Source organism: Rubripirellula amarantea (assembly GCF_007859865.1).
GTDB classification, from domain to species: domain Bacteria; phylum Planctomycetota; class Planctomycetia; order Pirellulales; family Pirellulaceae; genus Rubripirellula; species Rubripirellula amarantea.
Genome location: NZ_SJPI01000002.1, coordinates 1,421,021 through 1,442,773, shown reverse-complemented (window position 1 = coordinate 1,442,773; position 21,753 = coordinate 1,421,021). Strand labels below are relative to the sequence as shown.

1 protein-coding gene (running past one end of the window) is annotated in these 21,753 nt (G+C 54.2%); it reads left to right on the top strand.

The window, feature by feature from the left end; translation table 11 throughout:
• A protein-coding gene (locus tag Pla22_RS18925; RefSeq protein WP_146516298.1) for a LamG-like jellyroll fold domain-containing protein crosses the window boundary here: on the top strand, positions 1-21,630 show its 3' portion. It extends 21,222 nt beyond the left edge of the window; only the last 21,630 of its 42,852 coding nucleotides appear in the window; its start codon lies beyond the left edge, outside the window; the stop codon is at positions 21,628-21,630.
• The last annotated feature ends 123 nt before the right edge of the window (positions 21,631-21,753 follow it).

The window sequence follows — 21,753 nt, the reverse complement described above, 5'->3', positions numbered from 1 at the left end:
ACGACGGATCGAAGTAACGAATTTGGTTCCGCTAGCTTGCCGCCCAACTTCACGCTGGAACCGTCAAATTCATCCTATAGGTTTGTTAACGTCGGCGATGTGGATGCGACGCCGGGGGACGAGTTGCTACTTGTGGATTCAAGCTACGCCGAGTTCCTCCATATGTTTGGATCAGAGAGGCTTCCTAATGTCGGTCGCGCCTACTTGGTTGGCAATTCATCGGCTTCCATTGACTTGACTTCCGATGTGTTCGTTTGGCAGGACTTTGCCTTGGCTTACCCACATGCGGTTGGCGATGTGAATCAGGATGGTTTCGGTGATTTCGCGGTCAGTAAAGATCAGCAGAAAGACGACGATCTGTTTATCGGTCCGCACACTGATGGTGGTGTTTATATCATCAGTGGAACCAAGAGCTACCAATCGGCAACTCCTCAAGTATTCCACAATGCACCTGGATCTGAATTGGCTGGCGGCGGATTTGTCACTCTTAATGCTCGGTTGGCCGAGATCCGAATTGACTCGCCGCAAGACCAGTGGCTCAGCGGCCGGATTTTCGTCAACGCTGGCGACTTTGACAACGATGGGCGAACTGATGTCGCCATCGGGAGGCCGAGTACCAGCTTGGTTGATGCATCAGGCAGCGAAACGTTACTGGATGACCGCGGCAGTGTAAGCGTGTTTTACGGATTGGGTGCTGTATCACTGCAAGAGTCGGTTGAAGGGCGTGACACGTTCAATCAAGATTCTAACGGAGTGTATCGGTATCTGTCCCAAGCTGATGCAACGCTTAGCGGCGAAGCGACCGGCGATGGTTTTGGGATCTTGTCATCGACACCAATGTGGGACATCGATCAAAATGGGTTTGCGGACTTATTAGTGGCTTCGAGTGGAGCGAATTCCACGATCGGACTCTCAAACGGGTTCGATGCGAACGCCGGTCGTGTCTACACGTTCTACGGTTCACCCCGCTCGGCAGCGTTGCCTAATGCTGGGTTTGAGTGGTTGACCAACCGCGACATTCCCGAAAGCGGTTTGTACTTGGTGGAACAAGCTGACGGACAGCCGTTCCGCACAACGGAAGAACTCTTCGGCAGCGGCGATCTTGATTTCGCCGTCATGGAAACGCTCAATCGCTTCAGTCCCGTAATTGATCAAAGCGAAATCGTTGGCGAGAACTTAGAACTTGTCGGTTCAGCGGCTTCCGCTTCCGTGCGAACACTTCCCGAAACCGCACCCACAGCGACGAACCCAGGCCTATGGTTGGATTATCGCGCATTGGTGAACCTTGATTCCGTAGTCGATGGTCGTGCTGGGATCGTCTTTGACTATCGCGTGGCCAACAGCGGTCGGGTGACGTACAAGTTCGCTGGCTACGATTCCGATACCAGCAAGTTCGTCATCGCGACAGTCGTCAAGGAAACGCCTGCTAGTGATGATGAGTGGACGATCGTAGCGAGCGCGACAACTGCGCCGATTTCTGTAACCACTGAGTTGCAACTATCCACCAGCACCGATGTGGCAACTTTGTCGATTGACGGAGTTGGCGTGTTGAGCCACGATTTCGACGCTGTACTCAACCGTGGGCAGATCGGATTGCTGGCTACCGGTACGGCTCAGTTCAATCATCTTTCCGTCACCGATAGTCAGCGTTGGTACAAGTTCTCGACGCTAGGCGATGGCCAGATCGGCGACGTGCTGAAAGTTCGCAGTCGCATTGGCGATGACGGAAGCGAAGTCGAATCCACCAGCCGTCCTGCGGCACCGCAAACTTACGAAAGTTCGCAAACCGACCGTGTACGCACTGCACTGTTAGGCACAGATCAATCGCAGATTCAGACCCACAGCGGCGTGTTGGCAAGGAATCCGGACGGCTCAACCGGTCCAACGTCAGTTGCGCTTCAGGCTGGTGGAACCGACGACCTCGTTTCGATCATTGAAGTAGACCTATCACGTTTCATGACGTACACGGATGATCCCAACGGTATTGAACTTGCAGAACTCGTCCTCAACGGCATCGATCTTGGTGCTGCGGCAACGCCGTGGGACGTTGGCATTCAATCGATTGCCGTTGAAGGCGATACGATGGTTGTTGGTACAGGCGATGGCGTTGGCCCAGGTCTAGTTTATCTGTTCCAACGTACCAATGGACAATGGGAACTCGAGACGACACTGGAAGCTCCGGTCAGTGTCGCTGGTAACTTCGTGTCGTCGAACATCAATTTTGGGCAGAGCATCGCGATTGACGGTGACACGCTTGCTATTGGTGGCATCCTCAGCAATGGCAGCGATCATTCCGTCGCTATCTATCGGTTGACCAACTCCGTTTGGACGCCAACCCAGATCTTGCACCGTTCGATATTGGGCGGCAACTCCAATCAAACCAATGAGTTTGGCAACAGCGTCGCGATCAATAACGGGTTGCTGGCGATTGGTGCTCCCAAAGAGTTGAGCTTCAGCAACGAAAGAGGTGCAGTTCACTTCTACACGCTCAGTGGAAACACCTGGACGTTCCTGTCGCAGTTGCAATCCAGTATCTCGCCACAACCTGAACATTTTGGTGCTGCTTTCGCACTAACCGAAACCGATTTGCTTGTCGGTGCTCCCGATCGTGACGTTGATGTTGGCGGTGGAATGATCGTGACAGACGCGGGAGCAGTGGCGCGATACTCACGTAGCGGAACCAATACGTTTGCCCATGTTGGCTCGTTCACACAGGCCACTCCCGTTGCTGGCGGCCGCTTTGGCGCATTCGTTGTTGCGGACTCGACCCAGTGGATCGCTTCTGCTCCCGGCGACAACGGTGGGGCGGTCCTTGTTCGTGACAATGCGACAAATACGGTTTCGCAAACGATTCTTGCGGGCATGACCGGTGGAAATTTTGGCGCGACTTTGTCGCTCGATGGAGATCGACTGAGCATCGGCAGTCCGCTTGCCGACGACACCGGACTGACCGATAGCGGCGAAGCTGTGATGTTGACTCGCAGCGGTACAACTTGGTCCACCATCGACACTCAGCAAGGTATCGCCAACAACGGACAACTTGGAACGGGGATGATTGTTGCGGGTGACGAGTGGATCTATGGCGAGGCGCTTGGCAGTCTCGGTTCGCGGCTGCAAGTGCGATCCATTGGGTCTTCTTCAACAGCTCTGTCTCAAATCCTGCGAGATCAAGATTACGAATTGCAAGTTGAAGTCTTGGATCGAGAAGGTGATTTCGCGCCCGATGCGGCCGACACGACGTCACCGGCAACTCGATTCCACAACACGCTTGGTCAGCACAGTTCGGTCATGTTGTCGGACGTCGAAGTTAGCGGTTCGGCGGTACTCGATTTGACTCAACAGGTTCGCGATGCGCTATCCGCTGGTCGAACTCGACTGACGCTACGAATCTCAAGCGATACAACCGCAGGCGCAATCTCATTTAACGCTCTGGAGTTAGCTTCGCCATCCATCACGCAACCGTCCAACTTGACAATCAAGACGTCACTGCGTCATGGTTTAGTTGCTGACGTGTACGACACTGATGGAAGCCTGCTGGGTGATTCGCTCGCGATCATGGACTTGCGGAATCTGCCCGCCGGTGACTATGCGATCCGTGTTTACGATCCGTTTGAAGATGCCAACAGCATCGTCTATCGCAGGTTAACGGCAGAAGGTCGTTTCGCAGAACGAGATGCATTGATTGCCAGCTACCGGCGTGACGTACAGCTAAAATATGCGATTGAAATCGAAGCACCGAAGATGGGGGAATCCCATGCGGTGCTTGATCGCGACGAGATAAGCGGCGGCTTGGGCAACGACTTCATTCAAGGCAATGGCTACGTCGATCGAATTTACGGTGGTTTGGGCATCGACACTATTACTGCGGAAGAACTCGAAGTGCGCGACCTCGGAACGGTCTTGGGACCTTTCTACGATGGCGCTCCTTACAACTTTGGCGATGTGGAACGGAACATTCGGGTCCTGCCCGCTCAGCACGAATTCAGCAGCATTTCGGCTCGCCCGATCGACTTCGACGTGCCATTTGATCCAGACGACACCGACCGCATTCTTGAGCGCCTAATCGCTCACGAACTTGGGCTGGCAGTTTTTGTTACCGATGATACAGGCAACGAATTCCTGCAATCTCCAACGCTCCGTGCCAGCGACCTAACGCGATTGATTGAACTCGATGCAAGTGGCTTGGGTCTGGCCGACGATTTTGATGTGATTGATGTCGGTTTCCACGATTATTCGCGTGACGGTGACGGCAATTCACTGACCAGTGGTATCGGCGACACGATTCGGTCTAACCTGGCTGGGATTGAGTACGCCACGAACTTGGAGATCCTATCGCTCGCAGACAACTCGATTAGCAATCTGTCGATGTTCGAGCCTGGCATTCGACTCGGTAGAGAAGAACAGGGCGAACTGGGTTTGAAGAATTTGCAGTACCTCGATCTCGATTTCAATCCGATCATCGCGGCACCAAACGAGGCGTACCCTGCAACCGTCAATCGACCTTTGGAACCGGTATCGCGATTGTTGTACCTAAATTTCTTAAGCTTGGATGACCTCAGTGGCGAAAAACAAGTCGACGACTTGGCGACTGCTCCAGGTGCGGCAGGTACCAGTTACGACTTGCGAGACGTTAGTGGTCTGACCCAACTACGTAAATTGAGCGCGCGTGGCTTGAGCATCGGTGCGGCAGGTAAACCCGACTGGGGCTTTGGAGGACACGGCGAAAGCGGCGCTTTGGATTCGTATACCAGCATCGACGATGATTCGTTTGGCTATGCTGTTGGAGTCGACCAGAAGGATCGAATCGTGGCGGCAGGGTACAGCTTCGGCTCCTTTGGCGATAATCAATTCTCTGTGACTCGATTCAATCCCGATGGCACACTGGACGCAAGCTTTGGCACCAATGGTTCGGTCATCAAAAAGATTGGCGATGATGAAGGACTGGTTCAGGGGCTGAAAATTCTTCCAACTGGGGAGATTATTGCCGTCGGGTACACCCGTGACACTGAAAGTGGCGAATGGAACTTCGCCATGATCAAGTTACTTGAAGATGGAACATTTGATTCATCCTTCGGCACGCTAGGAGTTGTGGAAACTGATTTCCAATATCACGACATCGCGTCGGCTGTTGAGTTGCAGGGCGACAAGATTGTGGTCGCGGGTTATTCCTCGACGAGCTCATCATCAACGACGCGTGATGTCTTCCTAGCGCGTTTTAATTCGAACGGTCAACTCGACTCAACGTTTGGCAGTGGCGGCACGGTATATCAGCAGGTTGGTCCGAATCGTTCAGAAGCACGAGATATTGAGATCCGGGAGAGTGGGGAGATCGTCGTTACCGCCTACGCGTACAACGATGCTGGTCAAGCATGGCGAAACATCGCTATTTTGCAGTTTACCAGAGACGGTCAGCTAGACACCAGTTTCGGTGATGGAGGTACTGCATTTCATGTGTTTTCCGACACCTACAGTTTTGGCGAAGCAATCGAACTGACTGACAACGGTAAGATTTTGCTTGCCGGTACTATCGTCAGTTCGGACGCATCGACAATCTACCGTTCGTATGTTTCTCGATTAAACGCAGACGGATCTTTGGACAGAACGTTTGGATCGCTAGGGATCACTAACTTCAATGGTTCCGATTCACGTGTTTACGATATTGAGGAGCAGTCCGACGGAAGGATTGTGGTAGTCGGACTACAGACTCAATTGTCGATAACAGGTGCTCCATGGGACCCAACGATCCATCGTTTTCTAGAAGATGGTCAGCTTGACTCTTCGTTTGGAAAGAACGGCAGGGTTGTCGCTAGAGCAAACGATTTAGACGATCGGCTAAACGGCGTTGCATTGCAGTCCGATGGAAGTATTGTTTCCGTGGGTGGTGTTCAACCAAGTTGGCGCATGAACGTCTCTAAATTTCTCCCTGACGACGCCTATGCAGTCGATCAACTTGCCAATTTGACCAAGTTGCAGGTTCTTACGCTCAGCGACAACCAAATAAGAGACATCAGTGCGCTAGCTGGACTGAGCGGATTGCATTGGCTTGATTTGGACAACAATCGCGTTGATTCGATTGATGCTCTGCTAGGGCAGTCAATCCTGACCACGGATGATCGTGGACAAGGCTATCTCGAGAACGGCACAGGCTTTGGTGGCGGCGAAAACGCGAGTGCCTTTGAGGGACAGTACCGGTTGATTGCTTCTCAAGCGACCGAGGCGAGTGCGACATTTACTTTTGAAGATATCGCGCCAGGCGTCTACGACATCTTCACCACCTGGACTGATAATCCTCGCTTTGATTCGGAAGTCACCTATCGTGTTGGAAATCCTGCGCAGGCAACGACGCTCAGTGACCTTGGCGTGAGCCCGTTTACAACACGGTCGCTTTCCGGCGCAGAGCTGCCCAGTGAAAGTCGCACCGTCATCATTAACACGACGAATCTGACCATCGCTGGCGACGATGACTTTGCCGATCTATTCTTCGGGACGCCGTTCGTTGCGACGGTCGAAGAAGGTATCGCGCGGTTCTACGTGTTTGGTGACTTGCGTATCGGTGGCGAAACAACCATTTCAGCGGCTGGCGAAAGACCGTTGTCGATCGTGGTGGCCAACGACGTCGTGCTTGGCAGCGACGTGATTTTCAAAGCATCAGCAGACGAGCAAACCGCAGGTCCAGGCGGTGGTACGGTCGGTTCCAATGATGCAAGAGGAGGCAGTGGAGGACCGGGTGGAGACAACGCAGGTTCGCAAGGCTCTCAAGGACAGGCTTGGACTTGGGACACCGAATCTCAAAGTACGCTAACAGGGGCGGGAGGAAACGGGGGACGTGGCCCTTGGCAGCAGAATATAGGCGCAGTCGCCTTTGCTGGGCTGGCTAGTCCAAGCGGAAACTCAGGTCGAACTGGGGCAGCCGGTCTGATCGGAACGGGTGGCTTGGTGGCAACGGTGCCAGGAGAGGGTGGATTCAACAATGCAGCGGGTGGTGGAGCGTCTGGCGCCACGGGTGGTGCTGCTGCGGACAACTCGGGAATATTCGGTGATGGTGGTTCAGGAGCGGACAATTCGGGAACATTTGGTGACGGTGCGGGAGTTCCCGGTTATCGGCAATCGGGTGCGGCTGGAAAGACAGGCGAGAACGGAACAGCAGGACAAGCTGGCGAAGGCGGAAGCCCAGGTGGGGCGGGTAATCCAGGCACCAACAACCTTGCGGGTTTGTTGCTGTCCGGTGGCGGCGGCGGCGGAACCGGTCGTGGTGGTGGTGGCGGAGCTGGTGGCGGCGCTGGCGGCGGCGGCGGCGGCGGTGGTGCCAGCCCCATGCCGGGCAGTAATGGTGTCACCAACAGCACCGGCGGTACGACGTATTACCATGCGGCAAGCGGCCATGGCGGCGGCGGGGGCGGGCGCGGTGGCGACGGCGGCCAAGGACAGGCCGGTGGAGTCGGCGGTATTGGCGGTGCTGGCGCTGGCGCGTTCGAAATTTACGCCATGGGTCTACTGATCGCCAACGCAGACTTTCAATCTATTGGTGGTGACGGACTTGCCGGGCAACCGGGGCAAGTTGCCTCGGGGAGCTATTACACAGGCTACGACGGCAATGGCGGCGGAAGTCCTACAAGCAGCACGTACAGTTCTTGGGGAGACGGTAATACAAACCGTAAGGCTCCTGCGGCCGCAGGCTCTGGTGGCGTCGGCGGTAAAGGCGGTGCGGGTGGAGCTGGCGGAGTTGGCGGAGCTGGCGGTGGCGGTGCAGGCGGCACGGTGAAGTTTGTTGCGTCGGAAATTGTTTCGACAACAGGAAAAGTCAACACCGATGGCGGCCAAGGTGGAACTCAGGGTGGCGATGGACGCTTCATTCACCTCGACAACGTGCAAGGCGTCACCTCGTTTGCTGTCAGCAATTCATCAGAAATCAACGAGAACCAATTCTCCACTTCGGATGATCCGCTAGGATTTGTCCTCAGTTCGAATCCGTTTCTGGGTGTCGGAGTTGAATCACCTAATATCGTGGGCTTGTACCACGGTGCAGATGCGTTCGGATTCTTAGGTGACTATGACGATGCCTCTGGTGCAACGCTGCGTTTGTCAAGCGATCGTGTGTTCTCGTCTGACTTGCTGAACTCCGATGATCCCACGACCAAGAACCGAGTCGAAGGAATCGCGCCGAGCGATGCTTTTGCGGCTCTGCTTCGAGTTGACATGGGGCCGCTCGGATTTAGTCAGGATTACTCTGGCTATGACATGCTGTTGTTTGTCGGTTGGGATGACCTCAATGATGGTGCAGGTATTGTCAATCCGCGTCTGGGTGTGGATGGTGCGTTACAACAACTGCGTGAACGAGGCTTTGAAAACGGTGGTTCCACTACGACCGTTACAGCGTTTGGCAACGGCGTCTTCGCGACTTTGATCCCCGAAACGAGTATTGATGTTCAATTCGGTGGCGAGATCAACGGACGCTTGGTACTCAACCGAGCTGACGTCGCTAACGGGCAAGTGCTTTACCTGACCGATGGCGGTCGCGAGGTGCTGGTCGATCAATCCAAGCCCACAGCCATCGGCGATTACCAAAACCTGGGCGACGTAGCCTGGAAAGCGATCGATAGCTTAGAAGTGAAATCAGGAGAACTGGGAACCACGCAAGTGACCATCAAGGGTAGCGGCGCAGGAGCAGTCAGTATCGACAGCATCCGACTGCAGCGCCGTGGCGCTCCCCAACTCGATGTTCTCAATCTGTCAGGCAATCCTCTTGGTGAGCGAGCGCAAGCGGTGATTTTGCCTGCACTTGAACAACCCGAGCCTCTGGAATTTAAAACGGCAGATTTGGGACCGGTCGGTTCCGTTGTGGGAGTTCCCAGTGCATCGGTCAACCCAGTGCAGTTCGTGGGAACTCGTTTCTACGTCGATCAGCCGATGCAAGTTACCGAAGTTGGTGCCCATTTAAAAACCGCTGGTGGTGACGGTCCGTTTGCTACTATCGTCGCGTTGGACTCAGCCAACGATTTTCCTGACTCTACTGACTTGAGTACACCTGATGTGATTGCTCATGCAACGATCCCGATGTCCATTGGCGATTCGGTTGATGCCGTTGTTGAAATCGATGCGATTCTGCAGCCGGGTTGGTACGGACTTTTGCTCGGTAGCGGTTTGTTTGGCACGACAGGCAACTCGGTTGCTCCATTGAATAACCTCAACACTGGCAACGAGAACCTGTTCGCACTTGTCAATGGTGTCTTCATCAACGATGCGGCGTTGGAAGGCATTCGCTTGTTTGTGCATGGCGAAGCTATTGAGGAATCGGTAGTCGTTGCCGAGCCAGCGACGACACTTATCAAGGGCGTGTTGGCGGAAAGATACGATCCAATCGCTGTCTCCTCGGTCGCGCCAATTGCGATCCCAACTCAGGGCAATGGCACGGCCCAAGTTCGAGTTTCGGGCAGTGAGTATGCGAGAGTCACTGCCACAAGCAATGTTGCGGGCGTCAACCTTGACGTAATCGAAGCTCGTCCAGGAAGCTACGACATTGAAGTCGAATCAACTACCGACTACGAAGGCCTCGTGACTGTGTCGGTCACCGCAGAAGCAATGCAGCAGAACATCGATGGATACCGGCAAAACATCTTGGAAACATCTGGGCTCATTGGCTACTGGCCGCTCGATGATGTTTCTGCAGGGATTACCGAGGACATTTCAGGAAATGAAATTGATGGCGTTGTGAGTGGAGGGGTTGCAACCAGTCTTCAGACACCAATCAACGGAGATCCCGCTAGTGTGGACTTCCACGGCGGAGCGGTTGCTTTGTCGGGCCTGAACGTCACGTCGACGCCTAGTGAGTTTAATACTGTTTCGTTTTGGTTGAATTGGGATGGGACCAATGGACTCATGCCATTTGGGTTTGACGGATATGATTTGCATTTTGTCAACGCAACGACAGGAATTTACAGCGGTCAGGTTGTCTTTGGGTTCAATTCCAACCAGTCAGATTCTTGGGCGGCACCCGCAACGGAACTCTATAACAATTGGGTCCATGTTACCGCGTTGTTCGCAAACGGATCGCCCGAGTCTAGTCGTCTGTACTTTAACGGAATCGAACAAGTTCTCGTTCGATCTCGCAGTGCGCCTGTTTCGAAAAACGCCACGACAATCGCAACAATTGGCGGCTGGGCGACGTCTAGTTCGTTCCGATTCGACGGGCGTATCAACGAATTCGCGATGTTCAATCGCGCCTTAACGACGGAGGAAATTCGTGCCCAGGTTTCCGCTGGCGTCACGCCACATCATACCGGACGATCCGTCACCAAGACCTTTACGGTTTCGGTGGGACAGAGCGTGCTATCGGGAACGAAGTATCTCGACGAAAACGGAGACGGTTTCCGAAGTGGCAGCAATGATGTTCAACAAGTGGTGCAGGATCTCGATGCGTCAAAGTTCTTCCCACTCAATGAAACGCAGATTGGTGTTATCAGCGAGGTCCAAGGCAATTCGAGCGCCATCGTACCCGCGACTGGCGTTTCTCTTGGAGTCGCTGGTGCTTGGGGAAATAGTGGTGATAACGCTTATCAATTCCACGGCGGTATGATCTCCGTTGATGATGCGGTCAATGCGTACTCGTTCGACAAGACTGCTGATGGAGTCAACACTGTTTCGTTCATGATGAAGTGGGACGGCACGGCAGACGACACTGGGCGTGTGCCACTGGGCATCAGCACGCAGCATCTTATTTTTGCAGGTGGGCGCTTCGGGTTCGGCCGCGCCCCAGGAGGACACTGGTCGGCAACGGCGGAAGGCTTCGCCGATCGCTGGGTACACGTGATCGCCGAGTTCCACAATGACTCGATCGCTAACGGTCGCTTGTGGATTGACGGCATCGAACAAGAGTTGACGCTCGCCATCAACGCGGATGTCGTTCCAGCCGCTCCGACTGGTTTGCAACTGACGCTTGGTGGTTCTCCGATGAACCTGGGTTATCGATTCAAAGGATCGCTCGACGCCGTGGCAGCATTCAATCGTGGTCTCAGTGATGAAGAGATCGCTGAATTGTCGAATGCAACTAAAAACCCTCAAGTCGAACCAGGCGACGAAGGTACAACGATCTTCCTCGATGGCTACGTCGGGAGCGATTACGTTCCCGAGTTGGTCAATGGCCTGTTTGATCTCGGTGAAACACTGACGGTGACGGCGTTAGACGGCGGCTACCAATTCAACGGACTGGAATCCAATCGCAGCTACGACGTCCGCCAGCAGCTACCGGGTAACCAAACCGAAACCCAGGGCGGGAGCGAACACGACTATCGCAAGCTGTTCGATCTTGGTCCGGACTCATTCTCGGGAACGCCGGCAGATCTTGTGGAATTTAATGACGCCATCTATTTCACGGCCGATCGCGGCGGCTCGAAAGGTCGACAGTTGCAACGGTATCGAGACGGCCATGTCGAAGAACTCTCGTCGGCGAATGGATTCTCGGCTGACGAATTGACGCTTTGGAACGGCGAGATTTATGTCACTGGTTTTGAGGCGGGAGTGGGGCGACAACTTTTTCGCTTTGTCCCCTCAACCGATACGCTAGAACAGCTTACCTTTGGCGGTGCCGCTGGTTTAGACCCTCAGGGTCTGACGGTGGTGGGGTCACAGTTGTTGTTCACGGCGGAGCCAACGATTGGACGGCGAACGTTGTGGTCGTTCGATGGTGTTGAGCCTCAAGAAGTCGCGTCGCTAGTTAGTGGTGGACTCTGGGCCGTGCAACCGCAAACCGGCGATATTCTTCGCTACCATTCTGGCACGCTACAGATTGTCGATCGCTTTCCCGCACCTGGAAACTTGCAGCCTACTGATACACAGATTGGGTTGACGATTAGCGAGGCTGGCAATTCGTTGTTGTACGTCAACTCAGATGATGATCCGACAAAGCTTTATCGCCTTGACCCGGCAACGGGTTTGCAACGCAGTGTTGAAGTGATCAGTGCCCTGGGTGTTGATGGCTTAGGCGCCGACGTGTCGTTCCGCGAACTGTATTCGGCCGACATGGATACTGATCCGGGCTGGACATATACCGGCCAATGGGCTTACGGAGTTCCGCAAGGAAACAACAGTGATCCATCGAGTGGTTTCGATGGGCCAAACGTCGTTGGATACAACTTGGCGGGCGCCTACGCGACAAATTTGTCGACGACGCATTACGCAACACTGCCCGCGTTTTCAACTCGCGGCATGGTTGATGTCTTACTGGAGTTCGATCGCAAGCTATTTGTAAACTACAGCGATTTAGCCAACCTTCAAATACGCCTGGACGGTGGAAGCTGGACAAACCTTTGGTCTTCCACCGACGGTGTCTACGACTACGAGTGGTCCGCGCAACGAATGTCCCTGCCAATGGCAGCCGATCACGATCAGGTGCAGTTCAGGTTTGGCATAGGGCCTGTCAATTCATCGTTCGGGAACGCTGGATGGAATATTGACAATGTCCGAGTGACTGCTCGTCCCAATGCATTGTTTCTAAGTCGCGATGGAATCGAGCTCGTAAGGCAAACTGGATACTCCGGATCACAAACGCCTACTTGGGCTGCTGAGTCACCGACCGGCGGCGTCGGCGGCGACGATAATGGACGAACTTTTGCGTTCTTCAACGACGGAACCAATGCTGAAATTCGCGAGTTTGATCCGTATGCGGATACCGACTCTTTCATCCGAATGGTAGCGGCCCCTGCTTCAGACATTGAAGGTCTCGCTTTTGATGGGACGCAGCTGTTTGCGTCAACCGCATCGGGAACTATCTATGTTCTAGATGCTGACCCAGGTAACTTCGGAACGATTCTATCGCAGGGCTCCGCGACTCATGGCCTGTATGGACTTGCTTCTGCACCTATTGTCACGACGGGTTCCACGGTGGAATCTGTACTGAGCGGTCAGTCTGGCGTCTGGTTCGAGGGATCTAGCAATGGACTTGGCTTGGGAATAGGCGGTTCGAGTGAAATTCATTACCCGACTATCGAATCTTTCGACACCGGGCCACACGTTGCTGCTATCGATCCCGAAGGCCGAATCCTGTTTGCCATCAGCACCTATGAAGGAGATCAATTCACGCCACCGGTTCTGAGGCTCTATCGTTACGAGTCGAATGGAGTTCCAGATCCTAGCTTCGGTCGCGATGGTGAATTGCGATTGACGCTTAGCACTTACTTCAGCATTAGTGATGTGCAGTTTACTGAAAGCTCTATTGTTGTCGGTGGAAGTCTTGGCTCCGAGACATTTCTATACAAATTCGACCGCTTTGGTAATCCACAAACTGGATTTGGATCCAACGGACTAAAGACCGTTAGTATTCCAAACTTTGGAGTCACGGACTTCGTTGCGTTGGATGACGGTAGAGTGGTTCTCTTGGGAAGCATTTATCAGAACTCACAATCTGATATTGCCGTGGTTGGACTGAATGCAGCTGGAGATCTCGACACTAGCTTTGGCACTTCCGGCTACAGCTACGTTAACACAACTGCTTCTGAGTACGCGTTTGACTTATCTCGCATATCCGACGGCAGTTTCATTGTCGGTGGCTATGTGTCAGGCGCTTCGAGCAATCAAGTTCTCCTCGCCAAACTGACGAGCAATGGTGTCTTTGATGCAGCGTTTGGTTTAAGTGGCAAGCGACTGATTGACCTTGGATCTTCTTCTCGGCTACCTAGATCAATGAGGATCGATGAGAGCGGAGGTTTCGTCTTCGCAGGAGTCGACGGAAGTAGTCCGTTTTCTTTGCGAGCAACACCTGCTGGTTTGATTGACACAACTTTCGGAGTCAATGGTTTCGTTCTTTCGACGGAAGTCTACGATTATCTGTACCAAATCGGAATCGATTCGCAGAATCGAATGGTGGTCGGTGCCGACGCAGCAAGCTCCCAAGAGTTTGTTGCTCGATTGCTCGCGGATGGAACTCCAGACCTTAGCTTTGGCGACAATGGCCGATACGAATATCCGCAAACAGGAGGCGGCTTACGAAACAATCCTGTGTTTGATGCTCAGGGTAGGATGTTTCTCTCGTCGCAAGCGGACTACGGTGTCGGCGGGCCGAACAACTACGATCCTTTGCTGGTCGTACTTAATGACGACGGGGTGACTGATCAGTCTTTCAATCCGACCGCCTATGAACCAGTGGTCTGGTTTGCCGATGGTTTGACCCTCGACATCGCCATGGCGAGAATCAATGGTGAGCCGTTGGTCAATGTACGCGAACATCTGCAAATTGGCAGTACCTTGTATTCGGTTTCAGGCACACTTTCGAAACCTGACTCGCAGACACTTTATCGCTTAGATGGATATCAGGTTACTGAGCTATTCGTACCAGTTGAGGGGACGAATCTGATTAACTTGCGGGAGCAGGCGGGGCATCTCTATTTCGTAGGAACTGCTGCTGGCGAAACGGAACGCAAACTCTGGGTTTATGACAACGCAACCGTTGCCGAAGCGGTGTCGATCCCTAGCGGGTTCCAGTTGCCGGACGATCCTCAGATTTCCGTGTTCAACGGCGATACCTATCTCGTCGTGGATTCCGTCGACCAGCCTGGACAATTGCAACTGGCGTCAGTGCAACAAGGCGCGATAGAGCTTCGTGGTCGGATCAATGGATCCTACGGCGTTTGGGGCGTTCGACCTAGCACCGGTCAGATTGTTCAGTTTAATGCGGCGACCGGTGCGGAAGTAGCGAGCTTTCAGGCACCAGGAAACCTGCAGGCCTTCCACGAGAACATTGGACTTTCAATCGCAGAGGGAGGAGCAACGCTCCTGTATGTGAACTCCGACGATGAGCCGAACGCGCTCTATCGAATAGATTCGTTCACAGGAACGGTTCTCTCAAAGACATCAACTGCCGCAAGTGGTGTTGTTGATGGCATTGGTGCCAATGCGTCCAATCAAACCGTCATCGCCAATTGGAGTGATTGGTCGACCAGCAATGGTTGGTCTTTCTCTGCTCCGTGGGCCAACGGAGTTCCTCAGGGCGTCGCAGGCGATCCGGCGAGCGGTTACACCGGGGCCCAGGTGCTCGGATACAACCTGTCAGGCGCTTACGCAAATAATTTAGCATCGACCAATTGGGCAACTTCTCCTGCGTTTAGCACGATCGGTCTTAGTGACATAACACTTGATTTCCAACGCTGGCTCGGCATTGAGTTCGCCTATTACGATCATGCGTACATTCAACTGAGCACAAACGGAAGCGACTGGACAACCATCTGGGAGAACCCAGCGTTTTCAAGCGTGGTGGAGACTTCTTGGCGTTTCCAATCCATTCCGCTTCCCGCACAAGCTGCGAATGCGGGTAGCGTGCGAGTTCGGTTCGGACTCGGGACTACAGATTCCTCGGTGACATATTCAGGATGGAACCTTGATGACGTTCAAATCAAGGGTTTCCAAAGCCCGCTGTTCTACAGCGTTGATGGAACAGTTATACGCAGGCACAACGGCTACAATTCTTCTTCGGGAACAACGTTCACCGCGATCACTCCAAGTGGTGGCATCGGTGGAGACGACACCAGTAGAATGTTTGTTATTCGTGACAGCGGCCAGATTTCGGAGTTTGATCCGCAAACCCAAGCAATCATTAGCACGTTCTCGTTGTCGGGCAGCCATCCACAGGGTCTCGCGTTTGACGGTCAGTACCTCTATGCCTCCAACGCAGAAGGTGACCTCTACACTCTGGATCCCAATAGCGGCACGGTCGTCAATCGGGTTTTGCTTCCGGATGGCGCACTGTTTGGGCTTGGCGCATTAGCTGCAGGACGCATTGCTGATTCTGAACCCAAATTAACCGTCGTCGACAATCAACTTTACGTGACGGCAGGCAGTTCGATTGGTTTGCCGAAACTGCACCGTCTTGAAGGTTCCCAGCTAGTCGAGGTCGCAGACGTTCGATTAGGTCCTCTAGGCTCTAACCCCAACGACATATCGCAACTAGCATCCGAATTGATTTTGTCCGCGGATGACGGACTGCATGGGCGCGAACTGTGGGCCATCGGTCAAACTGTTGGCGGCGCTTATCGAGCCCTGCCGGGGGTTGGTCAGGCGATTAGTGGTCTGGATTTTGGTGCGTTGGACGTTGTCGTTTCGAGCCAACCGTTAACGCTGCTCGAAGGTGGCTACCACACGTTCTCGTCGACAATCTCGGCTCCCGAAGGAGCCAATCAGGCGAAGTATCGTTTTGAGTTGCTGCAGAAGATCGGCGAAGACCAATTCACGGTGGTGACATCTGCGCCATGGACCGATCTGGTGATCGGCGATGGTTCGGGTATCAACGGAACCGAAGTGTCGCAAACGTTTATCGTCCCAGACGACGGTGACTACGAAGTTCGCACGACGGTTGACTCAATCGTGGTTGGCGACGGCAGCATCTCGATTGACTTGGGTCAGGACGAGGCTGCAGCGGCCAGCGTGGAAGACTCAAGCGGACGCACGATCACGGCTGTTTATCGCACGATCACGGGTGGCGCAGCCGGAACGTCGGGCGGATATCTGGTGGCGAGACTTCCCGATGGAAGTGTCGATTCATCGTTCGGTTCCAACGGAATTGCGAGCCTGACGACGTATCAGCCCACCAGTCTGCATCTTGACGCAAACGGCAAGCTTGTCGTGGGTGCGAAGCAGGGCAGTTCGTTCATCGCGATGAGGTTCAACAGCAATGGAACGGCGGATGTTACGTACGGTAACAATGGCAAAACACTCGTTTCTCCTGGTGGTTCACTCAGTACGGTCATCACCAAATTGCTACCCGATGGTGCCACACGCACTCTTATCAACGCAAGCGGCAGCTATGCCATGATCGGGCTGGACGCCAGCGGCCAACTCGATGCAACGTTTGGTTCGTCCGGATTCCAGGCGATCGGACTCTCTGACTTCTATCCGTATGCGTTCGCGCTCGAGAGCGACGGTTCGGTTTATGTCGCCGCCATGCGAAACTATACAGCGGACGAAACCGCAAACGTTTTGAAGCTGTTGCCAAGCGGTGCCACCGACTCGACGTACGGAGTCAACGGAGTCGCCACACTCGCCGCGACGGTGGGCAATGGACGCAATGATCGCCCAACGGCCATCGAGGTTGATTCTACCGGTAGAGTGTTGTTCGCCATCCAGAGCACGCTGTCAAGCAACCGTGACTGGTTGGTCGCACGACTGCTTGCCAACGGATCGGTTGACTCGACGTTCGGAACCAGCGGAAGTGTGAATAGCTTGGGCAGCGGAACGCAGGATATCTTGAATTTGCTCGTCGACTCGTCTGACAACGCCTACCTTGTCGGTCAAGCTCTCGTCTCTGGATCGACAATCACCTGGCAACCAACGGTCAAGAAATTGACTTCCGCGGGAATCTTGGATTCTACGTTTGGAACCGCTGGAATTCTTGAACTTGGACCCGAGCGAGTCTTCAGTGTTCCGCAAACCCAACTGCTTGCCGATGATTCGCTGTTGATCACTCTGTCAGACCTTCAGAACAAAGCGACCGGCCCAGACGTCGACGCCATTTTGTATCGCTTATTGCCAAGCGGTATTCCGGATTACGGGTTTGGCGCTTCCGCCGATCCGCTTAGTTACGTTGATGCTCAACGGGTTACGGTAAATCCCGTCGCTCCGACTCTTACCTTGAACGGTCTGCCGCCTGCCAGCGAACAGGTGGACTGGTCCTACACGGTTTCATTCGGCGATCCAGGTGATGATTCTTGGCAAGCACTTGTCGATTATGGCGATGGTAATGTGGAAACGTTCGATGGCAGCGCGCTCGCATCACGATCATTCACACTCAACCATCGGTACGCAGACGACGGGATCTACACGCTGATGGTTTCCATCACGGATCTTGATGATGAACTAGCAGTGGTGGATTCATACGACGTCATCGTGGGTGCGACCGCACCGCAAATCACGACCGTGACGCAACCCAGTGGCGTGGTTGTGGACGAGGCGTCGGAGTGGACCGGTAGCGGATTTGTTCGCGACGGTTCCGACACCTTGCGAATTCAAGCCGACTACGGTGACGGAACCGTCGTATTTGTTCCACTGAAGTCAAGGGACACGAACACCGGAGTCGTTGGTTTTGATTTGTCGCACGTGTATGCCGATGACGGTGACTACACCGTAACGGTGACTGTCTTTGACGACGATGACCAATTGGTTTCTGCTCCGTCGACTATCACCGCCACGATCGCTAACGTCTTGCCAACTCTCGATGGCGAACTGGTCGTTCCAACTGGGATTATCGAAGGTGTTCCTGTTGATTTATCGGCTGTGTTTAGTGACCCCGGGGATGATACGCTCACGATCCAATGGGATTTCGATTACGACGGAACGACGTTTGACGTCGAGGCCTCGGGTGATCAAGTTCAGCACACGTTCGCTGATAACCGACCAGTCGGAGAGAGTTTCCTGGTCGCCATCCGAGCATGGGACGGTGCCTTAGACGCGCTGAGCCAACCGGTCTATTCGCAGCTTGAGTTCATCAACGTTCAGCCCGACAATGCGTTACCCGTGATTGATCCGCTGTTGATTCCGACAACAACGACCGAGGGAACTCCGTTGGTGTTTGATGCTCGGGAGTTTGTGTCGGATGCTAGTGGCGATGTGCTGGGGTTCAATTGGGTGATTAAGAATTCGGCTGGAAACGTTGTGGTTTCTTCGAGTGATCCAGACATCACGTTTAATAATCCTGACTTTACGTTCACGCCGATCAACGATGGACTGTACACACTGGAATTGACGGTCTTTGATGATGAAGTCGATGGTCGCTTTGATGCGGATACGCTGGATGATTCGGGCGAGCGACGAGGTGAAGACTTCGTGACGGTGGATTTGACGGTCGGTAACGTCGCGCCGCAGTTTTCCATCGTGGGGGCCTCGACTGCGGGTGAGGGAACTCCGCTGACGTTTAACACGGGATCGACGCTGGTTGAACCCGGTGCCCAAGATACGTTGGAATTGACCTACCGCTGGACGGTCACGACGGACAATGAAGCGGTTGTTGCGGAGAGCCTGACGAATGAGCTTTCGTTTACTCCCGATGACGACGGCACTTACTGGATCTCATTGACGGTCGACGATGACGACACGTCGGTCACCGAAACTCACCGACTGATCGTGTCCAACGAAGCCCCCGTGCTGACTAGTTTGCAAGTGTTCGACAACTTGCCCGCCAATGTGCCGGTGAGGTTTAGCGGAGCGTTCACGGATAGTGCCGCAGGTGATGATCACACCGCGGTGATCAAGATCAATCCGACGCTGCCAATCATCGTTGATGCGGATAACTTTGACTTTGAATACACGTTCCCAGGACCGGGTGTCTACGAAGTCGAGTTTGAAATTCGCGACTTCGACGGCGGTTTGACTCGTGAGATTCGAACGGTCGTGGTTGGTGACGCTGACTTGATTGCTCCGGCGCTGACGATCACGGCTCCGGTGCTGCAGGGCACGGCTTTGCCTGTATTCTCGGGAACGATTGCGAACCCCGATGGGGCGTCGAGTGATCCGTTGGATGCCGCTTCGGCGATCCAGGTCACGATCAACGGGGCAACGCTACCGGCGATCAACAACGGGGATGGCACTTGGTCGCTTGCGACGACGACGCCATTGATTTCGGGACGCTACGATATTCTGGTCACGGCCACTGACATTGCCGGCAACGAAGGTTCGGTCGTAGGGCAAACGACTTTGGTGTTGCACAGTCCTGTCGATATTGCGATCGATCAAATCGAAGTTCTTGAGAACTCTGACACGTCGGCCACCGATACGTTCTTCGGCACATTGTCCGCTGTGGACGATGACGCTTTTGATGCATTCGATTTTGCGTTGGTTGCAGGAACGGGAGACACGGACAATGGGAGGTTCCACGTCAGCGGCGGCCAAGTGTTCTTGAACCAAGGCGAAACGCTTGACTTCGAAACCAAGCCGACTTATTCGATTCGAGTTCAGACAACCGACTCGCTGGGCAACACGTTTGCCAGAGCGTTGACACTAAACGTTTCCGATTTCCCTGACGGCGCGCTCGCCGCCATTGATGACCAAGTCGTGGTTCCGCAGGATACGGCGACCACCGTCACTGTCATCGGTAATGATTCACCGAGCGGCGAAATTGTTTTGGTGGGGAATACGGACGGTTTGCATGGAACGGTGACTCGCAACGGCGACGGGACGCTGACATATACACCGGACGCCGGTTATACCGGGAATGATTCGTTTGACTACACGATCGGATTCAAAGACGTTGAACTGACGAGTCCGGAAAATACTACCGGCGACCGGTCGGGGTTCTCGGTCGACATTGCCGGTGACCTTGCCGTCGTGGGATCTTACCTTGATGATCCCGGTGGGCTGACCAATGCGGGTTCGGCGGTGATCTATCGCAGGACTGGGGACCAAACGTGGACCGAGGTTGCTCGATTAGTTGGCGATACGACAGCCAACGGTGCGCAGTCTAGCTTCGGTTCAAGTGTAGCCATCGATGGCGATACGGTGGTCGTGGGTGCTCAGTACGATCGTGGATTGGGTTTCCGAGCGGGTGCGGCATACGTCTTCGAACGAAATCAGGGTGGAACTGATAACTGGGGGCTCGTCAAGAAACTGACGGGACTCGACACGATCACTCGTGACCTGTTCGGGCGTTCGGTCGATATCTCAGGCGACACCATCGTGGTCGGTGCGAGTACGGCGGACCCAGTCGGTAGCGCTTCGGGTGCAGCTTACGTATTCAATCGTGATTCCGGTGGTATCGGTCAGTGGGGCGAAGTGAAGAAGTTGGTCGGTAGCACACAAGCTGCCGGTGATAGGTTCGGGCAGTCGGTCTCGATTTGGGGTGACGACATCGCAGTCGGAGCTTTCCGTCACGATGGCGCGGCTGGTAATGACAGTGGTGCCGTGTACCTATTTAAACGCAATCGTTATGGCACGGAGGCTTGGGGCGAACTCAAAGCCATCACCGCACCGGACGGCGCGGCGGCGGATAACTTTGGCTACAGCGTTGCGATCCAAGGAAACACAGTGGTCGTCGGCGCCCCATTGGATGACGAAGGCGGAACCAACCAGCTTGGATCGGTTTATGTTCTTAGCCGCAATCAGGGTGGATCCAACAACTGGGGCGTCGTTTCGAAACTGTTGGCCGACGATGGCAACGCTGGCGATCGATTGGGGATCTCAGTCTCGTTCGATGGCACTCGGATTGTTGCGGGTGCATCGCAAGCCGATAGTGGCGGCGATCGTTCCGGCCGCGCGTATTTGTTCGAATCCGATGGAAGTACATGGAGTCAAACGAGAGTGCTGGTCAATGACCAAGTCACCACAGCAGATGAATACGGAATCTCGGTGGCGGTCCGTGGCGATGTTTCCGTCGTGGGGGCATGGCTCGATAATCGTCCTAGCAATAACTCGGGCGCAGCGTACGTCTATGATTTGCGAACTGACACCGGCACCGTCGATGTCTACGTTTCGCCGACGTCACCAGAGTTCAACATAGAACGACGTTCAGCATCGGAAGATCAATCGTCGATGACCACCGACAACGCTACGACCGCCGATCAACTGCTGTGGTACGACGATGACGATTCAGATGAGGAAGCAGAGTGGTTGCCTGAGCTTGTTGATTCCGCGATAGATGCGATCGTGAATGATGCGGGTTGAGTGCTCCGACGGAATCACTAGACGGCTGTTCGCATTTGATTTCGCGGTAATGACGTCTACGGTTGCTCGCCGCGTCCGTGTTGATGCCCGCCAGCGATCGTGGTCGTGCTCGCCGACCAAGCG